Genomic DNA, 23,345 nt, shown 5'->3' with positions numbered 1-23,345 from the left:
ACAAATTTAGTTATAATTCCTCTTACTTTTTAGAGCCATTTATTTCAAAAATAGAGAATAAAAATAATGTTAAAACAAAATATCGTGAAATTTTCTTTACTATATAAATACAATTTCTTTTTAACTACTCTGATATTTCTTAGCTTTCTTATTTTTAATAGCAACTATACTGCTCTTTCCCTTACATTAAGTATTTTAGGGGCAATTTCTAGTGCTGCTATTTTATATGCGTTGTTATACCTTGCTCTTTTTCTTTTTCAATTTTTAGGGAAAAAAGGGCTCTATTTTATTGCGTTATGCTTCTTAATTGTTGATATTGCATTAGTTACTGACTTCTTTATTTATCGTTTATATCATTTTCATATTAATGCAATGGTATTAAATATTTTAATGAGTCCAAAGGCGTTTGATTCTATTCAGTTGGGAATGATGCCTATCATCTTTTCTATATTGTGTGTAGGAATAGGCATTCTATTTGAAATTTACTTAGTCAATAAACTATCAAATAATACTCAATCACTAGAAAAATTACGCACCAAAAATAAAAAAATTAATAAATTTATTTTATTACCATTGCTATTAATTATTCTTACTGAAAAAATTTCTTATGGTTTTGCTTCACTTTCATCAAAAAATGAATTGATACAGCCATTTAAAGCCATTCCTCTATATCAACCTTTAACATTTAAATCTTTTGCTCATCGCTATTTAGGATTTAAAGTAGTAAAACAAGCGGAGAATTATATATCTCAAACAACAAGTTTGAATTATCCAAAATCACCTCTAATTTCTACAGACAAATTAAATAAAGTGAATATCTTTATTATTGCGAGTGATTCAATTAATGCTCAATATATTACTCCAGAAATTACACCAAATTTGGTTCAATTTCAGCAAGATTCATTGGTTTATAATCAACATTTTTCAGGTGGGAATTCAACAAGATTTGGAATTTTTTCATTACTTTACGGTTTAAATTCAAGCTATTGGTTTTCTTTTTATCCAGCAAGAAAAGGTACCGTTCTATTCGACTATTTAAAATCACAAAATTACAACATTAATATTGTTTCAAGTACCAACACTTCCTGGCCAGAATTTTTAAAAACGGCTTATGTTAATATTCAACAAAGTGTTTATGATAAATTTGATGGTGAACCTTGGGAAAAAGATCAACAAAGTTCAACTAAACTACTTGAATTGATTGATAAAATTGACCCGAAACAACCACAATTTGCATTTTTATTTATGGATGCACCACACGGAAATTCTTTTCCTGAAGAAAGTCATAAATTCCCAACAAAAGGGGAAATCAATTATTTAACATTAAATAAAGATAGTAAAGATTTACCTTTTGTTATCAATGGCTATAAAAACTCTATTTACTATAATGATATGCTCTTTGCAAAGATTGTTGATAAACTGAAAGAAAAAGGGCTATATGATAATTCAATTATCATATACACCAGTGATCACGGACAAGAATTTTTTAGCCACGGAAATTTTGGACATAACTCCAGTTTCTCTACCGCACAAACACAGGTTCCTTTTATTGTAAAGATGCCAACGAAAGAGCATAAAGAAATTAATAAACTCACTTCTCACTTAGATGTTGTCCCAACATTATTAAGTTATATTGGCGTAAAAAATGATCCGAAAGATTATTCAAATGGCTATAATTTATTTGCTAACGATTTTCATCGAAACAGTGTGTTTATTTCTAATTGGAATAATAATGCTATTTTAACAAAATCATATACTTATGTTTTTTCAAACTTACCAAATAAAATGTTTCAAAATGAAGTTCGTCAAAATAGTGATTATAGTTTAGTTGAGGATCACGAAGTTGATCATAAAGAATTGATGAAAACTATCGAGCAAAATGCTTGGTTTCATCAATAACTGATTGATTAATAAAATAACTAAAAATAGACAGGATATGTGAACGGCCCCAAATTTTGGACGGTTTATAATTAAGAAGCTAAACATAAGGGACTGAGTTCTGTATTCAACAGGTGTCAGTCCTTTTAGTTAAACCTAGATTCTTTGCTAATTATCCAACAACTTTTGGTAAATAACCTGCTTGAATTAAGAATGGTACACTCATAATCAATAAACCTAAAATCAGAGCTATGACTAATGAAATATTTCCACCAAATACTCGATATGGTAGATCTGGATAAAGTTTTCTCATTCTCCATACCATTCCGATTGGTAATACCAACCCATAGAAAGTAAACATTTGTCCTGCGTAACCCAATGCCATAATAAAGCCTTCTGGATAAAATAATGCAAACGCAAGTGGTGGCAAGAATGTTAATAGACTTAATATGGTTTGACCTGCTTCAATATTTACTCGTTTCAACAGATCATCTAAACAATGTAATAAACTTAATGCAACGCCTAAAAATGAAGTGACTAATGCTAATGTGGAAAATAAACGTACCGCTTCACCAATAAAATTACTGCCTGTAATATGTTTAGTGGCATTTACTAAACCATTTAATGTTGGTTCATTGGTTAAAATTTTCACAAATTCTGCTTGGCTTAACGCTCCGTGAGTCGCCATTTGCCATAAAATATAGGCGACCAATGGAATACCGGTACCAATAATAATCGCGGAACGTAAACGCTTTACATTTCCCTCAAGATAGCGATTTAAACTTGGAATAACCACGTGAAAGCCAAAAGAGGTGAAAAATACAGGGCTTGCGGAAATAATGACAAAATCTTTTAATGGCATTGCACTTAAATTTTCTGTTGTCACTTTTGGCAACATCATTAATAATACAAAAAAGAAGGCAATTAATTTTATAATAAATAGCACACGAGTAAGAAAATCAACGCTTCTAGTTCCAATACTGACAAATAAGCCTAAAATGATGGTAAATACCACAATTGCAACAGGTGTTGCTTTATCCCCTAAAAAAGGCAATAAGCCTGAAAGAAGTGAGCCTCCACCAGAGACGTAGGCGGCAATAATTGCATACATAAAAACCACTAATGCAATAGTTGCGATCACACGACCTGCTATACCAAAATACTGTTCTGCAAGAGTCGCAATTCCTGCATTTGTTCTGGGTGCTTTTTGATACACTTCCACAAAAAGTAAGCCACTATAAGAGAGTAAACCCCATAACAAAAAAAGTAAAATAAGCGTATAGCTAAATCCCATTTCAGCAGAGGTGAGTGGCATTGCCAACATTCCTGCTCCTATTGTGGTGCCTGCAACAATTAAGGCACTTCCAAATGTATTGCTCTTCATAAATTCTCCCGAAAAACACAAAATATGTAAGTTTTTAACCCTAGCAGAAAATTTTATTTCTCGCAATACTCTGACTGCAACAATTTTTTATTTTTATTGATTAAATTTACAATAAACACAAAATTGTACTTGAATTAAATAATTTCACCCTTATTATTAGAGAATAACTTTAGAAAAAGAAGAAATAATTAATGAGTAAAAAACGAAGTGCAAGTTCATCACGATGGCTTGCTGAACATTTTAAAGATCGATTTGTCCAAAAAGCACATAAACAAAAGTTGCGTTCACGTGCTTATTTTAAAATTGACGAAATTCAACAAACCGACCATTTATTCAAACAAGGAATGACTATTGTTGATTTAGGAGCAGCACCTGGTGGCTGGTCACAGTATGCGGTTTCTCAAATTGGAGGAAAAGGGCGTGTCATTGCCTGTGATATTTTAGATATGAACCCTATTGCAGGTGTTGATTTTCTACAAGGTGATTTTCGAGAAGAAAGTGTCCTCCACGCATTACTTGAAAGAGTAGGTGCAAAGAAAGTCGATGTAGTAATGTCTGATATGGCACCTAATTTTAGTGGCTTACCATCAGTGGATATTCCCCGTTCAATGTATTTAGTCGAACTTGCCCTAGATATGTGTCGTCAAGTTTTAACTAAAAACGGAAGTTTTGTTGTGAAAGTGTTTCAAGGAGAAGGCTTTGATGAATATTTAAAAGAAATTCGGACAATGTTTACGAAAGTTAAAGTACGTAAACCTGAGGCTTCTCGTGGACGATCTCGTGAAGTTTATATTGTCGCAATGGGATACAAAGGATAGATTTTGCAAATTTTTAAATAAATCTGACCGCTTAGCATAGTTTAAATATGCATTTTGTAGTACCCTTATACATAATTTATTACATATAGAGGAAATTAACCTTGAACGATATGGTTAAAAACGTTTTACTTTGGGTGGTAGTCGCCGTTGTTTTGATGACTGCTTTTGAAGGATTTAATTCTATTAATACTTCTGCCAATACGGTGGAATATTCTACCTTTATCAAGGATTTAGACAATCATCACTTAAAAGGTGTTGATTTTAAATCAAGCGATGAAACTATTTTAGTCACGAAAAAAGACGGCACTAAATATCAAACTGTAATGCCTCTTCCTGATCGTGATCTATTAAATGAACTTCTTAAAAAAGATGTTGTTGTTTCAGGGCAACCACAAGAGCAAAGAAGTTTCTTATCTCAAATCTTTATTTCTTGGTTCCCAATGATGTTGTTGATCGGCTTTTGGCTATTTTATATGCGTCAAATGCAAGGCGGTGGTGGTAAAGCAATGGGCTTTGGAAAGAGCAAAGCTAAAATGCTATCTCCTGATCAAGTAAAAACAACTTTTGCAGATGTAGCAGGTTGCGATGAAGCAAAAGAAGAAGTCAGTGAAGTCGTTGATTTTTTAAGTGATCCTTCTAAATTCCAAAAGCTGGGTGGACGAATTCCAAAAGGTATTTTAATGGTTGGTCCACCGGGAACAGGTAAAACCCTTCTAGCAAAAGCTATCGCAGGTGAAGCGAAAGTGCCATTCTTTACTATGGCAGGTTCTGACTTTGTCGAAATGTTTGTTGGTGTAGGGGCGTCTCGTGTTCGTGATTTATTTGAACAAGCGAAGAAAAATGCACCTTGTATCATCTTTATTGATGAAATTGATGCAGTAGGTCGTAAACGTGGTGGAGCGGGCTTTAGTGGTGGACACGATGAACGTGAACAAACCTTAAACCAGATGTTAGTTGAAATGGATGGTTTTGAAGGAAATGAAGGCGTCATTGTTATTGCTGCCACCAACCGTTCTGATGTGTTAGATAATGCATTAACTCGTCCTGGTCGTTTCGACCGCCAAGTGATGGTTGGGTTACCTGATGTACGTGGTCGTGAGCATATCTTAAAAGTACATATGAGAAAAGTGCCAATCGCTGCTGATGTTGATCCAATGATTATTGCTCGTGGTACTCCAGGTTATTCTGGGGCTGACCTAGCAAACCTTGTAAATGAGGCGGCTCTTTTTTCTGCTCGATCAAATCAAAAAACTGTGACAATGGAAAATTTTGAAAAAGCAAAAGATAAGATCAATATGGGTCCTGAACGTCGTTCAATGATTATGACGGAAGAACAAAAAGAATCGACGGCCTATCACGAAGCTGGACACGCTATTGTTGGGTATTTGATGCCTGAACACGACCCTGTTCATAAAGTAACTATCATCCCGCGTGGACAAGCCTTAGGAGTAACCTTCTTCTTGCCTGAAGGTGATCGTATAAGTATGAGCCATAAACAAATTGAAAGTAAACTTGCAAGTGTTTACGGTGGACGTTTAGCGGAAGAAATTATTTATGGTAAAGAAAATATCTCAACGGGTGCATCTAGTGATATTCAGGTCGCCTCTGGTTTAGCTCGTAGAATGGTGACTGAATGGGGATTTTCAGAAAATCTTGGTCCTATTCTCTATAAAGATGATGAAGGTTTTGGTGCTCCAAAAGTCGTCTCAGAAGAAACGGCTAAACTTATTGATGAAGAAGTCCGTAAAATTGTTGAACGTAGCTACGAACGAGCGAGAAAATGTCTATCTGATAATATGGATATTCTTCACTCAATGAAAGATGCATTAATGAAATATGAGACGATTGATATGCCACAAATTAAGGCATTAATGGAACGTCGTCCAGTTGAAGATCCTGAAGGTTGGAATGATGATAATAATTCCACATCATCAAATAATGATTCCGATGAAAAAGGACAATTAAAAGATATAGAAGCAGAAGAAAGTTCAGATAATTCTGTACCTAATATGTTATAAGATAATGGTTTTAAAGCCCTAACTAAGTAATTAGTATAGGGTTTTTTATAAAAATTAATCACTTAAACATAATTTTCAGATCTAAATAAACTTTTAGCTGAAAAGGTAAACTAATTCGATTATAATCCGTAATCATCATCAAACTAAGGAAAAAATTATGTCTGTTGAAATTCTTGATCAATTAGAGAAAAAAATTAGAGAAACGGTTGAAACCATTCAACTGTTACAACTTGAAGTTGAAGAGTTCAAAGGAAAGAACAACGAACTAAATTCAATCAAAGAAAAACTCACTCAAGAAAATGAAGCGTTAAAAGCAGAGCAAGACAAATGGCAAGATCGTGTACGCTCTCTACTTGGGCAAATTGATAATATCTAATATTATTTACTATTAAACGGCTGATTATTATTAGCCGTTTTTTTACATACAACTCTTTTTTACATATAAATTATTATGGCAAAACTCTATTTTTACTATTCATCAATGAATGCAGGAAAATCAACGACCCTGCTACAATCATCTTACAACTATCAAGAAAGAGGAATGAGTACCCTTGTTTATACTGCTGCGATTGACGATCGCTTTGGAGTGGGAAAAGTCTCTTCTCGTATTGGTATTTCACAAGAGGCGTTATTATTTAGATCAGACTCTGATTTATTTGAAGAAATCGCTCAATATATTAAAGAAAATCCACTACATTGTGTACTCATTGATGAAGCACAATTTCTAAGTAAAGCACAAGTTTATCAGTTAACAGAAGTGGTAGATAAACTCAAAATTCCTGTTCTTTGCTATGGCTTACGCACCGATTTTCAATCTGAATTATTTGAAGGAAGTCGTTATCTCCTTTCTTGGGCGGATCAACTTAAAGAGTTAAAAACAATTTGTTATTGCGGTTCAAAAGCAAATTTTGTTATCCGAATGAATGAGAAAGGGGAAGCTATTACCCAAGGCGCTCAGATCCAAATTGGTGGTAATGATAGCTATTTAGCGGTCTGTCGTCGTCATTATAAAGAGAAAACAGGTCAGTTATAAAAGTCAATTATACTTTTTATTAAATAGGGCATTTATGCCCTATTTTGCAAATTCTTAAAGTAATGTAACCGCTCTTTTAATCTCTAAATCCAGCGTCTTACTCTTTTTTTGTATTGGCGATACATTTCACCAAATTGTTTTTCTAAATAACGTTCTTCAGGGTAAATCTGAAAATAGGTAATATAAAGGCAAAACAATACAATACCAACTAAGCTTACACTATTTCCAAGCCACAATCCCCAAGCAAATAAATACATTGCAAGGCTTAAATACATTGGATTTCGAGTAACACCATAAATACCATAAGTAACTAAAGTTGAGGTTTTATTTGGATTAAAAGGACTCGCCGTTGTTTTTTCTTTGAAAAAGACCCATAAACTCATCATATCAATAATGATAGCAACACAAATAACCACAATAATTATGCTGATATGACAATTAAACACCCCTAATTTAGGCATAAACTTCATTAATAATGCACAACTTAAAAATATCACTGGTGGTGGGAGTTTTAATTCCATTTGTTTCCTTAAAATAATTGTTTTACAAAACGAAAAGGGATTATGTGAACTCCCTTTCTCCAATACTATTGTTGTAATGCTTTATCTATTTTTTCAAAAAGTGCATCAGATAAGTTATCTATATCCAATAAACGTTTTAAGCCTCGACGCATTAATGTTTGACGTTGAGTATCGTAACGAGAAAACTTAATTAACGGTTCAATCAAACGAGCCCCCACTTGTGGATTAATTTCATTTAGTTTAATTAAAATTTCCACAAGGAAACGATAACCAGAACCATCAATTTTATGGAATGCTTTTAAGTTGTGTGAACACAAGGTTCCAATAAGCGATCTCACTCGATTTGGATTTTTAAAATTAAAACTACGATGTTCCAGTAAATCTTGAACAATCTCTAATACATTATCATCTGGACGGCTTCCTTGAATAGTAAACCATTTATCCATTACCAAACCATCGTGATGCCATTTTTCTTCAAAATCATTTAATAATTGATCTCTACAATCAAGTTGAGCTTTCGCACTTAAACTTAATGCGGCTAATGTATCCGTCATATTATTGGCTGATTGATAATGCGATAAAACTAGCTTATTTCCCTCTGAAGTAAAGGCTAAATAAGACAAGCACGTATTACGCAATGCTCGTTTTGCAATATCTTGAACAGTAACTTGATAAGTCTCTGTTCTGTTTTGGTGATAAGTATTGATTAATTCATTTCTTAAGTTTTTAGCAATAGTACGCTGCATAAATTGGTGTACCGCTGCAATTCCTTCAGGATCAATTACCGTAAATAACTCAGCAAATTCTGTTTCTTTTGGTAAAGTGAGCATTAAAGCAGTAAGCATCGTATCTTTTTGATCGGCTAAAACTAAATTTAATGCGTCTAATATTGTTTCAGATAGAACTAATTCTTCATCCTGTTGGTAACGAATTAAGTTTTGATGTAATTCATTATTAAACAATGTTTGTATCGTATTCCAACGCACAAAATCATTTTCTGTATATTTTAGCAATGTAATAAGCTGTTCATCAGAATAATTATACTCTAATCGTACAGGTGCTGAAAAATCACAAAGTAGTGCTGGAACTGGCTGATGTTTTACATTATGAAACTCAAATACTTGATGATCTTGAGTGATATCTAATACATCATTTACCCTTTTCCCATTATACTGTAATTTAATTTTTTTCCCTTTTTCTTGGGAGTATAACTGTATTTTAAGTGGAATATGTAAACACACTTTATCCAATTGATCCGCTGTTGCAGGTGTTTTTTGTGTCACTTTAAGGCGATAAATATAATTTCTTTCATCATACTCATCACTAATCGTTAATTCTGGGGTACCAGATTGACTATACCAACGTCGGAATTGTGTTAAATCGATACCTGATGCTCGTTCCATTGCAGAAACAAAATCTTCACAAGTTGCCGCAGTACCATCATTTTCGCTCACATAAAGTTGCATTCCTTTTTGAAATAATTCTTCACCTAATAACGTATGGAGCATTCGAATTACTTCTGCCCCTTTTTCATACACAGTCACGGTGTAGAAATTATTCATTTCAATTACTTTTTCAGGGCGAATTGGATGAGACATTGGGCTAGCATCTTCAGCAAATTGGACTAAGCGTAATAAACGCACATCTTCAATACGTTTCACAGGGCGAGACCATAAATCTGAGGTAAACTCCTGATCTCTAAATACGGTTAATCCTTCTTTTAGACTAAGCTGGAACCAGTCACGGCAGGTAATACGATTGCCCGTCCAGTTATGAAAATATTCGTGAGCAATCACACTTTCAATATCAATATAATCAGTATCCGTCGCAGTTTGCGAATTAGCCAACACGTATTTAGAGTTAAAAACATTTAAGCCTTTGTTTTCCATCGCACCCATATTGAAAAAATCGACGGCTACAATCATATAGATATCTAAATCATATTCTAGTCCAAAACGTTCTTCATCCCATTTCATTGCACGTTTTAAACTTTCCATTGCCCAAGAGGCTCGATCTAAATTGCCACGATCCACATAAATTTCTAATGCAACCTCTCGTCCACTCATTGTGGTAAAAGTATCTTGAAGTAAATCAAAATCCCCCGCCACTAAAGCAAAAAGATAACTTGGTTTTGGATAAGGGTCTTGCCATTCAACCCAATGACGCCCATTCTCTAACTCACCCTGTGCAACACGATTCCCATTTGAAAGTAGGAAAGGAAATTGTGATTTTGAAGCGGTTACTTTTGTCGTATATTTTGCAAGTACATCAGGGCGATCAAGCATATAAGTAATTTGACGAAAACCTTCAGCTTCACATTGTGTACAAATGCCATCACCAGATTGATATAGCCCCTGTAAAGACGTATTTTGTGCAGGGTTAAGTTTGGTTTTAATTTCTAGTTTAAATTCCCGATTTGGGTAATCGGCTAAATCTAATGTAAGAGATTCTTTATCTTGTGTAAACTGTTTAAATTCAGCATCATTATATTTTAATGATAAAAATTCAAAACTATGACCATCTAAACGTAGCTGTATTGCCTGTGGATTTTTACGCTCAACAGTTAAAGTAGAGGTCACGACAGTCTCAATAGAATCAAGTTGAAAATCAAGATAGATTTCATTAATAGTAAAATCTGGATATTGATAATCCTTTCTATGTTTCGCTTTAGGTTGCATACAATTTCCTTAGAAAATTAGATTATATGCCTAGTTTAAATATATTTGAGGTAAATTACAAAAAATTTAATAAAAGTGACCGCTTATTTTTGTTTTTCTCTTTCATCATTCGCTCCGATAGAATAGAATATAGTCAATACTGGTTCCACTTGACTATTGAGCAAAAAATGAAGTTAAACTTACCGACCTACTTAACTATTTTTAGAGTGATTTTAATCCCTCTTTTTATTATTACGTTTTATTTGCCATTCAAATATGCCCCTGAAATTACGACATTACTCTTTTTTATTGCAGGGCTTACAGATTGGTTTGATGGATATTTAGCTCGAAAATGGAGTCAGGTGACTCGTCTGGGGGCTTTTTTAGATCCTGTTGCAGATAAAGTATTAGTTGCTGCAGCACTAGTGTGTGTGGTTGAACATTATCATACTTGGTGGATTACTATTCCTGCGATTGTGATGATTTCCCGTGAAATTATTATTTCAGCATTACGTGAATGGATGGCTGAAATTGGAGAGCGAGCAAATGTTGCAGTCTCTTGGATGGGTAAAGTCAAAACGACGGCTCAAATGCTCTCTTTAGGCGGATTATTATGGCGATACAATTTTGCAATGGAAGTCGCTGCTTTTATTGCTCTGTATATAGCCTCTATTTTAACAATATGGTCAATGATGCAATATCTAAAAGCATCAAAAAATAGTTTAATCCAATAAAAATAAAACGGTGGTCAAATAAGCCACCGTTTTTTTATTCTTCAAACAACCCATTTCGAACTATTCAGAAATTAATCCTCTCATCACTTTATACTGTTCATTAATTAACGGCATTATATCTGCCCAATGTAATATCAGTTCTTTTTGTCCGTCTGCATACGAACCAATTTCATAAACAGGATAGACTAAATTAAGTCCCACTCCTGAAAAATAGAAATTTTCAGGTAAATATAATTTCTGCTTAGTGGTAAAGAAAAAGCCCATATTCCCATCTGCTTTACGATACTGTGGTTCATAACGTTCCCATAGCATTTCTTTTAATTTAGTTTGATTTTCTTTATTAAATAAATCATCAAGAGAAAGAACTTTTTTACTGTTTAAGTCAAAATTGAGATAGGTCACATTATGTATGCCATGAGCACCACCAATATAATTAAAATCATATAAAGTGAAAGTAGCAATATTTTCTCTTTGTCCAACATAATCAATATTAGAATGATATATCGCACTAAAATAAGTACCGCTAATTTTATCTTGTGGTGTATCTGCAAAAATATCTTTAGCTTCTGTTAATTCACTTTGATATTTTTGTGTAAATTCATCTATTAATTGCTGTTTCGGATTATTTATTTTTAATGTGTCTTTGTTTTTTGAATGATGTTTTAACAACGCAACCAAAAGCTGGTTGTTTAGCCATTCTTTATTGGTTTTAAGTGTAAAGATAGAAAAATCAAGAGGATATTTGGTATCTTTTTTATCAAACACCACTTCATTTTCTACCTTGATCATTTGTGACTTTTCTAACAATTTAATTTGAGATTTAAGATCTTTAATTTCTTGCATTGTTTGTTCATCATTACATCCAACTAAAAAGAATGCCAGTATAAGTAAAGGACTTAAAAATATTTTTTTCATTTATATCTTCCTTATTTGAATTTAAAAGAAAAACGTTCTAATTCTAACCAAATTTCATCACTAAAATCTTTTTTGATTTTACGCTCAAGTTCGGCTAATTGCTGACATAAGTGAAATAATTGATAATAAGTTAATCGACTTATTGCACTTTGATAAAAACTTCTCTTATTTTGCCATATCTTTAAACGATCAAATTCCATACGCAAATTATCACTTATAAGCGGTTGGTTTAAAGCAACATTTTGCAAATTTGTTCCAGTAAGATCAAGTAAAATTAATAATTCTTTTTGAATAATACGCAATAAAATAATAGGAGAAACATCTTCATTTTTTAAATGTGACAGAATACGTAAAGCTCGACTTATTTTTCCTTCCAATAGTGCATCAATCCATTGAAATGGCGTAAATTGAGCAGACTGCTCTATCACTTCTTTGACTTTATTAAAACTAATTTTTCCCTCAGGAAAACGAAGCTGTAATAACTGTAATGCCTGTTTTAATGCTAATAAATTTCCTTCATAGCTATAACACAGCAATTGATTAGCCTCACTATCTAACTGCAAATTCATCACTTTTGCTCGTTGAGTCAGCCACGCTGATAATTTTGTGCCATCAGGCGTTTGACAATTAATCGCAAGAGGAGAAATTTGTGCTATCCACGGCTGTTTCTCAATTGTTTTCGTAAATCGAGGAAAATGAAAAATAATCAATAAATCAGAATGAATTAAAGAAACAAATTCCTGTAATTTTTTTTGATAAGCTGCATTGATATTTTCAGGCAAATTTAAAATAACAATTTGACGATTAAAAAATAGTCCGATTGATTGCATTTTTTCAAATAAATCTTCCCAATTTGTTTCATTAGAGACCGTCATTTCAATTTGCTCGTCAAAATCATTTTTTCGAGCAAATTGAATAATTAACTCTTTTGTTTCATTTACCAATAGAAGATCTTGACCTATCAAAAAATAAACAGGTCTTAATTCTTTATTTAATATAACCTCTAACGCTTCAGGTAAGATTTTTTGCATATTTTTAACTTATTTTATGCTTTTATGTAATGCAACCATTTTTATAGTAATACGACGAGCCGCCTGCTTATACATATCGGTAACCATCATCTCTTGTTCAGCTGATTTTGCAAGCGCTGCACGTGAGTCATCAAAAAAGGTTCTGTGAACAACCACCTCAAGTGGATAAACTCCTTTATTTGGGATATTCAGACTTGCAGAAACTTTTACACTTAAAATCTTCTCAGCTTCACGAGCGTGCTTAAAAACAGAAGCAACGTGAGAACTATTTGAGGTAGAATTCAAGCGTAATACTGGAATATTTTTTTGTAACGAAACTAAATTAACATTCTGTAATAATAACTCATTACGTAATGCTCTTGCCATATCCCCATAAGGATCACTAGTAGCAAACGTAAGCGTTTGTAATTCTTTTGGCAGTACTTCGGTATTTTTAAAGTGCCAACCACAAGCAGTGAGCATTGTTGCCATAAAAAATACAACAATAAACGAAAGTTTTTTATACATAATTTTACCTATTTTTAATCCATAATATAGCGACAGGGTTATACCCTGTCGTATATAAATTTACAAAATTATCTTATGGTTTCACAACCACATTTAATAATTTACCTCGTACATAAATGACTTTGACAATGTTCATTCCGTCAATAAAGCGTTTTACATTTTCATCACTTAAACCGATTTCTTTTACAGTGTCTTCATCCGCATCGGCAGCAACAGTGACTTTACCACGTACTTTACCGTTTACCTGAACCACAACCAATTTTTCATCTTCCACCATTGCAGATTCATCAAAAGTTACCCACTCTGCATTATCAATGGTGGTTTCATTACCTAAAACTTTCCATAATTCAAAACAGATATGAGGTGTGATTGGGTAAAGCATACGCACCACAGCGCTTAATGCCTCACCCATAATCGCTTTATCTTGCTCATTTTCAAGGGATGCTTTGGTTAATTTATTCATCAACTCCATTACTGCGGCAATGGCAGTATTGAATGTTTGACGGCGACCAATATCATCACTCACTTTTGCAATGGTTTTATGAACTTCACGACGTAATGCTTTTTGTTCTGCATTAAAGGTAGCAGGATCTAATTCTACCGTTGCAGGCGATTGTTGATAGCTAAAGACTAAATTCCAAATACGCCCTAAGAAACGTTTCGCCCCTTCCACTCCAGATTCTTGCCATTCCAGTGTCATTTCAGCAGGAGCTGCAAACATCATAAATAAACGTACCGTATCTGCACCGTATTTTTCTACCATCTCTTGTGGATCGATACCATTATTCTTAGATTTTGACATTTTTGTCATACCAGTATGAACTAATTCACGTCCTTCTTTATCAACAGCTTTAGTTATACGCCCTTTTTCATCACGTTCAACCGTTACTTCTGTTGGGGAAACCCAAATGCGTTCATTATTTGTTCCTGTATAATAAAAAGCGTCCGCCAATACCATACCTTGACATAATAATTTCTCTGCAGGTTCATCACTGGTTACAAAGCCTGCATCACGTAATAATTTATGGAAGAAACGGAAATACAATAAGTGCATTATTGCGTGTTCAATTCCACCAATATATTGATCCACTGGTAACCAGTAATCCGCCTCATCAGGATCAAGCATTCCACTTTCATAATGTGCAGAAGTATAACGAGCGTAATACCAAGAGGATTCCATAAAGGTATCAAAGGTATCCGTTTCACGTGTCGCCGCTTGCCCATTAATGGTCATTTTAGCCCATTCTGGATCGGCTTTAATTGGGCTTTTTACACCGTCCATTACAACATCTTCAGGTAATTCTACTGGCAAATCTTCCATTGGAATAGTGACCGTTTCACCATTTTCTAAGGTTGCCATTGGAATAGGTGCACCCCAATAACGTTGACGAGATACACCCCAGTCTCGTAAGCGGTAGTTTACTTGGCGTTTTCCACAGCCCAAATGTTCTAATTTATCTGCAATGGCATTAAATGCAGCCTCAAATTCTAACCCATCAAACTCACCTGAATTAACCAGTTTGCCGTGTTCAACAAAGGCGTCATTATTTAAGTCAATTTCAGTGCCATCAAGCGGTGCGATAACTTGATTTATTTGCAAATCATATTTTTTAGCAAACTCAAAATCACGCTGATCGTGTGCGGGTACTGCCATTACCGCTCCTGTACCGTAGTGCATTAACACAAAATTTGCCACCCAAATTGGTACTTCTTTTCCTGTTAAAGGGTGAATAGCATATAAACCCGTTGCCATTCCTTTCTTTTCCATTGTAGCAAGTTCAGCTTCTGCCACTTTGGTATTTTTAATATCATCCACAAATTTTGCAAGTTTTGGATTAGATCCTACCGCTTGTTGTACTAATGGATGTGCTGCCGCTACGGCAACATAACTGACACCAAAGAAAGTATCAGGACGAGTGGTATAAACAGGTAATTCTTCATCACTGTCTTTTACTTTAAAGGTAATTTCAACCCCTTCTGAACGCCCAATCCAGTTACGTTGCATAGTTTTAACCATATCTGGCCATTGTGGAAGATTGTCTAATCCACCGAGTAACTGCTCTGCATAATCTGTAATTTTAATAAACCACTGTGGAATTTCTTTTTGTTCTACAGGGCTATCACAACGCCAACAACAACCATCGTGTACCTGCTCATTTGCGAGTACAGTTTCATCATTTGGACACCAGTTTACTGTTGAGGTTTTTTTATACACTAAGCCTTTTTTATATAATTCTGTGAAAAACCACTGCTCCCATTTGTAATATTCAGGACGACAAGTGGCAATTTCACGATCCCAATCATACCCAAAACCTAACATCTTAAGTTGGTTTTTCATATATTCAATATTGCTATATGTCCACGCTGCTGGAGCTGTTTTATTTTTAATTGCCGCCCCTTCAGCAGGTAAACCGAAAGCATCCCAACCAATAGGCTGTAACACATTTTTACCTTGCATTCGTTGATAACGAGCGATGACATCACCAATGGTATAATTACGCACGTGTCCCATATGTAGACGACCAGATGGATAGGCAAACATTGAAAGACAGTAATACTTTTCTTTTGATGCATCTTTCACTGCTTTAAATACTTTATTTTCTGCCCAGTAATGCTGAACATTTTTTTCAATTTCTTTTGGGTTATATTGTTGTTGCATAATGATTTACTACCTTAAAAATTTAATAGAAAAAATTATCTGATAGAATAGCTTAAATTTCGTTTTTTTTAAATAAAAAGCAATGAGTTTTACTTAATTTTGCAAAATCTTATTAATAACTTACCGCTATAATTTACATAAAATTATATAAATATCTATTCATCACTACTACGCGCTTTACACTTCTCAATATTTTTTTTCATTTGGATATTCAAGAGCTCTACGATGACCGAGAATCCCATTGCAGTATAAACCGCTATTTTAGGGATATGAGTCTCAAATCCTTCACCGATCAGAGCCAATCCAATTAAGATTAAGAAGGCTAAAGCTAAGTTTTTAATGGTTGGATGACGATCAACAAAATCACCAATGCTATTTGCCGCTAACATCATTATTCCCACAGCAATCATTATTGCTAACACCATTACAGGAATATCGTTTGCCATTCCAATTGCAGTAATGACGGAGTCAAGAGAGAATACAATATCAATAATCGCAATTTGAATAAGGGTCATTATATAATTAGCTTTTTTAGCCTTATAGGAAACATTACTATGAATTTTACCACTAACTGCCTCTTTCAATTCACTCCCACTTTTTATAATTAAGAAAAATCCACCTAAAATTAAAATGAGATCTCGCCCTGAAATATCTATATTTAAAAATGAGAATAAAGGATCAACTAAACGAGCCATCCAAGCTAATGAAAGCAATAATAAAATTCGGGTAATCATTGCTAATCCCAAACCTAAAATACGAGCTGAGCGATGCTGGTGTTGAGGTAATCTTGATACCAAAATGGTAATAACAATAATATTATCAATGCCTAATACTATTTCTAACGCTGAAAGTGTTAATAATGCAATCCACGCTTCTGGATTAGCCATCCATTCAAACATATCTATTCCTTTTAATTAAAAAATTGTTGTAAAATTTTTGAGGTAAATTCTTTTCGTAAATAAAAACCTAAGGGTAAGGATTGTACCTGTTCTCCCCTTTGATTAAAAGCATTTGCGAGAGAACGACTATTTTTTCCTTTTGGACGTAATTGTAATACTTCCCCTATTTTTGCATTTATTTCATTTAATCGTCCTAATACGATTAATTCCATTAGTTCTTCCCAATCTTGTTTCAGTTGTTTTTCTTGTTCTGGCGTGGGTGACCATAGAATAGGTTGTCCAATACGACGTTGTGATAATGGTATTTGTCGCTCCCCTTCAATTGGGATCCACAATACACGTTGTAATTTATGACAAACGTGGGAACTTTGCCAAGTGATACCACTATTATGTGTCAAAGGAGCAAGGCTCACAAAAGTGGTTTCTAATGGTTTACCTTGTGAATTGATGGGGATTGTTTTTAATTCAATCCCTAAATGTGCAAAATCCTGCTCTGCCTTACTGCCCGCTTTTGCCCCCAATGCTGTTTCAATTAACATTCCAACCCAACCTTTATCACGTCGTAAATCAGGAGGAACAATGATATTTAAAAGTTCAGCAACTTCACCCAAGCTAAAGCCTGACAACCATTGTGCTTTTGCTAATAGTTCTTCTTCTGTGTTGGAAAATTTTGTTAAGCTCATAATGTATTTTGATCTGTAATATAGAGAATATCCAATAACTAATTAAAGAGAATTCTACTAAAATTCTTCTATTTATGGTATCTTTATACATAACTTTATCTTACAACAAGCGGTAAGATTTTATTTAAAATTTACAAATTTGAGAAACATAATGTCAAAACACCTTACAGAACAACAATTTAAAGATCTTTCTATTCATCAAGATGTGCTCACAGCACTTGATAATAAAGGTTTTAATTTCTGCACACCCATTCAAGCACAAACCCTTCCTCATACTCTTTTAGGTAAAGATATTGCAGGGCAAGCTCAAACTGGTACAGGTAAAACTATTGCTTTTTTAGTTGCCACTTTTCATCATTTATTAAACAATAATGTTGAAGCAAAACCCAATCAACCCAAAGCATTAATTTTAGCCCCAACTCGTGAACTTGCTGTTCAAATTGGTGCTGATGCAGAAATTTTCGTACAAAATTGTAATTTAAATGTTGCTCTTGCTTATGGTGGTGACGGTTATGATAAACAATTAAAAGCTATTGAAAATGGTGTTGATATTTTAGTAGGAACAACAGGACGTGTCATTGATTATGTAAAACAAGGCATAATTAATTTAGAGCAAATTCAAGTGGTCGTGCTGGATGAAGCAGATCGTATGTTTGATTTAGGTTTTATTAAAGATATTCGCTATTTAATGCGTCAATGTCCTGCTCCATCAAACCGTTTAACAATGCTATTTTCTGCCACTCTTTCAGAGCGTGTAAGAGAACTCGCTTATGAAGATATGAATGAAGCTACCTATATTGAGATTGAACCTTTACAACGCACGGGGCATCGTATTAAAGAAGAACTTTTCTATCCTTCTAATAAAGATAAAATGGCGCTGCTTTTAACTTTAATGGAAGAAGAATGGCCAGACCGTTGTATTGTTTTTGCAAATACAAAACAAAAGTGTGAAGATGTATGGCGTTTCCTAAAAGCAGATAAACATCGAGTAGGTATCTTAACTGGCGATATTGCTCAGAAAAAACGTTTAGCATTGCTAGAAAGCTTTACCAAAGGTGATTTAGATATTTTAGTTGCAACGGATGTTGCCGCTCGTGGTTTACATATTCCACAAGTTACACACGTCTTTAACTATGATTTACCTGATGATTGTGAAGATTATGTACACCGTATTGGACGAACAGGTCGTGCGGGTGAAAGTGGGCATTCAATCAGTTTTGCCTGTGAGCGTTATGCTACTAATTTAACGGCAATTGAAGAGTATATTGGGCATCAAATTCCAGTCAGTCAATATGACCCTGAAGCGTTATTGCCTTTACCAAAACGCCCAAGAACTCAACGTTACAATAATAAAAATCGTAGAAGATAATTTATTCTCATTTTTTAAAATGTCCTAAATGTTTTAGGGCATTGCACACGACGAATAAATATTTTTTATTTTGATTGTCTGATCATTCGCTAGAAAAACAAAACCCCACAAAAATGTGGGGTTTATCATATAAAACTAAATTATTTCTTTCCGCCTAATACAGCAAAACGTTTGTTAAAGCGTTCTACTCGACCACCAGTATCAACAACACGTTGTTTACCAGTATAGAATGGGTGACATTTACCACACACATCTAAGTTTAAGTCTTTGCCCGCAGTTGAACGAACTTTAATAACATTACCACAAGAACAGTTTGCAGTAATTTCTTCATAATTAGGATGAATACCTTGTTTCATTATAGAAAACCTCTGTTGAGACCGTATCGCCATTGAGCCATACAAATATATTTGTACCTCAACACCATACGTATTAAAAAACACTGAGAATATCTCAGCACCAAAGAAGTCGGAATTTTACCGAAAATAGTGCTAGATAACAAGTTATTTATTTACTCAAAAAAAATGTTTTATTATTATCAAAAGAGACTCCAAAGTGATTTATTTTGATTATTTGTGATTTTATAATCATTGATGAATAATTGATGTGATTTAGATCACACTTTATTTGAATATAATGATAAATTTATTATCAAAAATAGTGTAAAATTACGCTATTATACGTTAAATTCTAATGGTTAATTCAAATTATCAAAAAGGAGTAATAAATATGACTGATCGTAAACAACTAGCAAACGCAATTCGTGTGCTAAGTATGGATGCCGTTCAAAAGGCAAATTCAGGTCACCCTGGAGCACCAATGGGAATGGCCGATATTGCAGAAGTATTATGGCGTAAATTTTTATCTCATAATCCAACTAACCCCAAATGGGCAAACCGTGATCGTTTCGTTCTTTCTAACGGACACGGTTCAATGCTTATTTATAGCTTATTACATTTAACTGGTTATGATCTTTCAATTGAAGATTTAAAACAGTTCCGTCAATTACATTCTAAAACCCCTGGACACCCAGAGTATGGTTATGCACCAGGTGTAGAAACCACAACAGGTCCATTAGGTCAAGGTATCACTAATGCGGTGGGTATGGCAATTGCTGAGAAAACCTTAGCTGGTCAATTTAACCGTGAAGGTCACGATATTGTTGATCACTATACTTACACTTTCTTAGGCGATGGCTGTTTAATGGAAGGGATTTCACACGAAGCTTGTTCATTAGCGGGAACATTAGGATTAGGAAAACTGATCGCATTCTATGATGACAATAACATTTCTATTGATGGTCACGTTGATGGTTGGTTCTCTGATGATACTGCACAACGCTTTGAGGCTTATGGCTGGCAAGTTATTCGTAATGTTGATGGACACGATGCAGAACAAATTCAATTTGCAATTGAAAATGCAAAAGAAGAAAAAGATCGCCCAACCTTAATTATTTGTAAAACAATTATCGGTTATGGTTCACCAAATAAATCAAACTCTCACGACTGTCACGGTGCACCATTAGGCGAAGCTGAAATTCAAGCAACACGTGAATTTTTAAACTGGGGGCATAAACCTTTTGAAATCCCTGCTGATATTTACGCACAATGGGATGCAAAAGCAAAAGGCGAAATGGCAGAAAAAGAATGGAATGCAAAATTTGCAGCTTATGAAGTGGCATACCCTGAATTAGCAAAAGAATTCAAACGTCGTGTGAATGGCGATTTACCAGAAAACTGGGCAAAAGATTCACAAGCATTTATTGAACAATTACAAGCTAACCCTGCAAGTATTGCAAGCCGTAAAGCATCTCAAAATGCAATTGAAGCTTATGCTCATATCTTACCTGAATTCTTAGGTGGTTCAGCAGACTTAGCAAGCTCAAACTTAACATTATGGTCTGGTTCAAAACCAATTCGTGCGGATAAAAATATTGATGGTAACTACATCAACTACGGAGTACGTGAATTTGGTATGTCAGCAATGATGAACGGTATTGCATTACACGGCGGTTTCATTCCTTACGGTGCAACCTTCTTAATGTTTATGGAATATGCTCATAATGCAATCCGTATGGCTGCATTAATGAAACAGCGTGCATTATTCGTTTATACCCACGATTCTATCGGTTTAGGAGAAGACGGTCCAACCCACCAACCAGTTGAACAAACAACTGCATTACGTTTAATTCCAAACTTAGATACTTGGAGACCTTGTGACCAAGTGGAATCTGCAGTTTCTTGGAAATGTGCAGTTGAACGTAAAGATGGTCCAAGTGCGTTGATCTTTACTCGTCAAAACTTAGAGCAAATGGATCGTAATACTCAACAGTTAGCGAACGTTTCTCGTGGTGGTTATGTATTAAAAGAGTGTGAAGGTACACCTGAGCTAATCTTAATCGCAACAGGTTCAGAAGTTGAATTAGCAGTGAAAGCAGCAGAACAATTAACAGCAGAAGGTAAAAAAGTACGTGTGGTTTCAATGCCTTGTACTAATATCTTTGATCGTCAAGATGAAGCATACCGTGAAAGCGTATTACTAAGCTCAGTAACTAAACGTGTTGCGATTGAAGCGGGTATTGCAGATTTCTGGTACAAATATGTTGGCTTCGGTGGACGTATTGTTGGAATGAACAGCTTTGGTGAATCTGCACCAGCAGGCGAATTATTTAAACTATTCGGTTTCACTGTTGAAAATGTAGTAGCAAAAGCAAAAGAGATTTTGTAATTTTTTACTAAATAGCGACATACAAAAAAGAGAGTAATTAAATTACTCTCTTTTTATTATCTTTAGATAAAACTAAATTATTAATTAAAGTTTAACAATTTCAACGCTTACACGACGGTTAGGCGCTAAACATTTCACTAAACCTGCTTTTGGTGTTTTAGCACATTGCTTAACTGGTTGTTTTTCACCCATCCCTAAAGTTGTGATATTAGATAATTTCACCCCTTTCATCACTAAATAACGACCAACACTACTTGCACGTTTTTCAGATAATTTTTGATTATATGAATCACTGCCAATATAATCTGTATGTCCAACTAAACGTACTTTAGCTTTATTACCAAAACTTGTGATGTGTGTTGCTAATTTATCTAATTTTTGCTTACCTGCAAGTTTAATATCTTTTACTCCACTACGATCGAATGGGAATAATGCATCTGCAGCTAAATCAAATTTCTCTGTTAAACAATCTTTTGGTAACCAATAGAAGCGTTGAGCCACCATATTATTATCGAATAATACTTTATATTGACAAATTTTTACACTACGATCTGCTTGACGGAATTTCATAATATAGTTCCACTCTCTTACTCCGTGAGTTTCAGAGAAATGAGGACGTTCAATCAGATAATATAAATCTTTCTTCGTCACTCCAGGACCAATATGATCTAAATTTTCTAAATTAGGAAAAATCCCTTCTGGTTGTGTTGCATCATCGATCTCTGGCCAAACAAGATCTGCAACATTAGTATTCTCTAAAGCACCTGTATCATTAATATTATTTAATGTGCTTGTACATGCCATTAAAGATAGCACACCTACGGTTAAACCCGCATATTTTAGTAGTTTCATTTTTTAAACCTCTTATTAAAAATTGATTACATTATAGCTAACTGGTATATTTAGTCAACCAACAATTATTAAAAGTTGAGCTTCTTTGAAGCTCAACTTAACAACAGAATCTCTGATTACCACTGATAATTCACACTTGCTCCTGCACCTGTGTGATTTTGTGTATCGTGAGTTACCATTCCTTTTAAAATCCATTTACCATTATCAGAAATCGTTGAAATACCCAATGATAATGCAGATTCTCCTTGGAAATTACCTACTGCCACACCCACCGAGCTAGCACCAGGATCGTGTGGTTGTCCTAAAGCAGCGGCGGCATAAGCACCAGCAACTCCAGCACTCATTCCAGATTTTATATTTCCTAATTTATTGGAAAGTTTAGCAACTTCTCCATTAGTTGCGTGAAGTTGGCTACCATTAATGGCATCTGTTGAAGTTTTAGATATTTCACCTGCAGCAACATTTTGAATACGTCGTTCATTTCCCGAGGCTCCCACAGAAACAACGCCATTTGCTTGAGCACCTGCAAAACCACCATAAGTAATACCATTTACTGTAGCTGTTTCAACTTTACCTTTATCACCAGCTGTAGTTGTTTTTCCTTTTTTACCTTGTTTATCTAAGTTTTGTGTACCTGCGCTATTTCCTTTAGTTGCAGTAGTT

Annotated in this window: 20 protein-coding genes; 8 read left to right on the top strand and 12 right to left on the bottom strand. The window is 34.3% G+C overall.

The genetic code is table 11. From position 1 onward, the window contains the following. Positions 1-66: 66 nt before the first annotated feature. Positions 67-1,899: a sulfatase-like hydrolase/transferase gene (locus KGI96_RS01905; protein ID WP_211598412.1), complete on the top strand. Its 1,833-nt coding sequence runs from the start codon at positions 67-69 to the stop codon at positions 1,897-1,899. 151 nt (positions 1,900-2,050) lie between these two features. Here the strand turns inward: KGI96_RS01905 and KGI96_RS01900 are convergent, their stop codons facing one another. Beyond that, positions 2,051-3,262: an aromatic amino acid transport family protein gene (locus tag KGI96_RS01900; protein ID WP_211598410.1), complete on the bottom strand. Its 1,212-nt coding sequence runs from the start codon at positions 3,260-3,262 to the stop codon at positions 2,051-2,053. A gap of 191 nt (positions 3,263-3,453) precedes the next feature. On the opposite strand from KGI96_RS01900, the gene rlmE reads away from it, so the two are divergent. From rlmE to KGI96_RS01880, 4 genes are all read left to right on the top strand, one after another. Next, the gene (gene rlmE / locus KGI96_RS01895) at positions 3,454-4,080 is read left to right on the top strand and encodes a 23S rRNA (uridine(2552)-2'-O)-methyltransferase RlmE (RefSeq protein WP_211598409.1); all 627 of its coding nucleotides are present in this window, start codon (positions 3,454-3,456) and stop codon (positions 4,078-4,080) included. 101 nt (positions 4,081-4,181) lie between these two features. Beyond that, positions 4,182-6,098 (top strand): ATP-dependent zinc metalloprotease FtsH, encoded by a 1,917-nt coding sequence (gene ftsH / locus KGI96_RS01890; protein ID WP_211598407.1) that lies wholly within the window; start codon positions 4,182-4,184, stop codon positions 6,096-6,098. 157 nt (positions 6,099-6,255) lie between these two features. Further along, complete coding sequence (gene zapB / locus KGI96_RS01885; RefSeq protein ID WP_211598405.1) at positions 6,256-6,474, top strand: cell division protein ZapB; 219 nt, start codon at positions 6,256-6,258, stop codon at positions 6,472-6,474. A gap of 75 nt (positions 6,475-6,549) precedes the next feature. Next, positions 6,550-7,131 (top strand): thymidine kinase, encoded by a 582-nt coding sequence (locus KGI96_RS01880; RefSeq protein WP_211598403.1) that lies wholly within the window; start codon positions 6,550-6,552, stop codon positions 7,129-7,131. A gap of 83 nt (positions 7,132-7,214) precedes the next feature. Here KGI96_RS01880 and KGI96_RS01875 read toward each other — a convergent pair whose 3' ends face one another. Together KGI96_RS01875 and pepN are read right to left on the bottom strand one after the other, a co-directional pair. Then, positions 7,215-7,652 (bottom strand): methyltransferase family protein, encoded by a 438-nt coding sequence (locus KGI96_RS01875; RefSeq protein WP_211598401.1) that lies wholly within the window; start codon positions 7,650-7,652, stop codon positions 7,215-7,217. A 65-nt stretch (positions 7,653-7,717) separates the two neighbouring features. Continuing rightward, the gene (pepN, locus tag KGI96_RS01870; protein ID WP_211598399.1) at positions 7,718-10,330 is read right to left on the bottom strand and encodes an aminopeptidase N; all 2,613 of its coding nucleotides are present in this window, start codon (positions 10,328-10,330) and stop codon (positions 7,718-7,720) included. Between the two features lie 167 nt (positions 10,331-10,497). Between pepN and pgsA the strand changes: the two genes are divergently transcribed. Then, entirely contained in the window at positions 10,498-11,043 is a 546-nt protein-coding gene (pgsA, locus tag KGI96_RS01865; RefSeq protein WP_211598397.1) for a CDP-diacylglycerol--glycerol-3-phosphate 3-phosphatidyltransferase, read from the top strand. A gap of 60 nt (positions 11,044-11,103) precedes the next feature. Here pgsA and KGI96_RS01860 read toward each other — a convergent pair whose 3' ends face one another. From KGI96_RS01860 to mutH, 6 genes are all read right to left on the bottom strand, one after another. Beyond that, complete coding sequence (locus KGI96_RS01860; RefSeq protein WP_211598395.1) at positions 11,104-11,958, bottom strand: RsiV family protein; 855 nt, start codon at positions 11,956-11,958, stop codon at positions 11,104-11,106. Between the two features lie 11 nt (positions 11,959-11,969). Further along, positions 11,970-12,989 carry a DNA polymerase III subunit delta gene (gene holA, locus KGI96_RS01855; protein WP_211598393.1) on the bottom strand — a complete coding sequence of 340 codons (1,020 nt, stop codon included), beginning with the start codon at positions 12,987-12,989 and terminating at the stop codon, positions 11,970-11,972. A 9-nt stretch (positions 12,990-12,998) separates the two neighbouring features. After that, positions 12,999-13,496, bottom strand: a complete 498-nt coding sequence (locus tag KGI96_RS01850) for an LPS-assembly lipoprotein LptE (RefSeq protein WP_211598391.1) — start codon at positions 13,494-13,496, stop codon at positions 12,999-13,001. Positions 13,497-13,569: 73 nt separating this feature from the next. Next, positions 13,570-16,155, bottom strand: coding sequence for a leucine--tRNA ligase (gene leuS, locus KGI96_RS01845; RefSeq protein WP_211598389.1), 2,586 nt, complete (start codon positions 16,153-16,155; stop codon positions 13,570-13,572). Between the two features lie 155 nt (positions 16,156-16,310). After that, the gene (locus tag KGI96_RS01840; protein WP_211598387.1) at positions 16,311-17,054 is read right to left on the bottom strand and encodes a TerC family protein; all 744 of its coding nucleotides are present in this window, start codon (positions 17,052-17,054) and stop codon (positions 16,311-16,313) included. An 11-nt stretch (positions 17,055-17,065) separates the two neighbouring features. Continuing rightward, positions 17,066-17,737 carry a DNA mismatch repair endonuclease MutH gene (gene mutH / locus KGI96_RS01835; protein WP_211598385.1) on the bottom strand — a complete coding sequence of 224 codons (672 nt, stop codon included), beginning with the start codon at positions 17,735-17,737 and terminating at the stop codon, positions 17,066-17,068. A gap of 151 nt (positions 17,738-17,888) precedes the next feature. On the opposite strand from mutH, the gene rhlB reads away from it, so the two are divergent. Beyond that, complete coding sequence (gene rhlB, locus KGI96_RS01830; protein WP_211598383.1) at positions 17,889-19,106, top strand: ATP-dependent RNA helicase RhlB; 1,218 nt, start codon at positions 17,889-17,891, stop codon at positions 19,104-19,106. A gap of 140 nt (positions 19,107-19,246) precedes the next feature. Here rhlB and rpmE read toward each other — a convergent pair whose 3' ends face one another. Next, positions 19,247-19,462, bottom strand: a complete 216-nt coding sequence (gene rpmE / locus KGI96_RS01825) for a 50S ribosomal protein L31 (protein ID WP_211598381.1) — start codon at positions 19,460-19,462, stop codon at positions 19,247-19,249. Between the two features lie 370 nt (positions 19,463-19,832). Between rpmE and tkt the strand changes: the two genes are divergently transcribed. Further along, on the top strand, positions 19,833-21,830 hold the full coding sequence (tkt, locus tag KGI96_RS01820; RefSeq protein ID WP_211598379.1) for a transketolase: 1,998 nt from the start codon (positions 19,833-19,835) through the stop codon (positions 21,828-21,830). 84 nt (positions 21,831-21,914) lie between these two features. Here tkt and KGI96_RS01815 read toward each other — a convergent pair whose 3' ends face one another. Further along, positions 21,915-22,682: an OmpA family protein gene (locus tag KGI96_RS01815; RefSeq protein ID WP_211598377.1), complete on the bottom strand. Its 768-nt coding sequence runs from the start codon at positions 22,680-22,682 to the stop codon at positions 21,915-21,917. 116 nt (positions 22,683-22,798) lie between these two features. Further along, on the bottom strand, positions 22,799-23,179 hold the full coding sequence (locus tag KGI96_RS01810; protein ID WP_211598375.1) for a YadA-like family protein: 381 nt from the start codon (positions 23,177-23,179) through the stop codon (positions 22,799-22,801). Positions 23,180-23,345: the final 166 nt, after the last annotated feature.

Origin of the sequence: Phocoenobacter atlanticus subsp. cyclopteri (genome assembly GCF_018343795.1) — a bacterium.
Lineage (GTDB): Bacteria > Pseudomonadota > Gammaproteobacteria > Enterobacterales > Pasteurellaceae > Phocoenobacter > Phocoenobacter atlanticus.
Note: the sequence above shows the minus strand (reverse complement) of the source record. Positions and strands in the feature narration are given on the sequence as shown.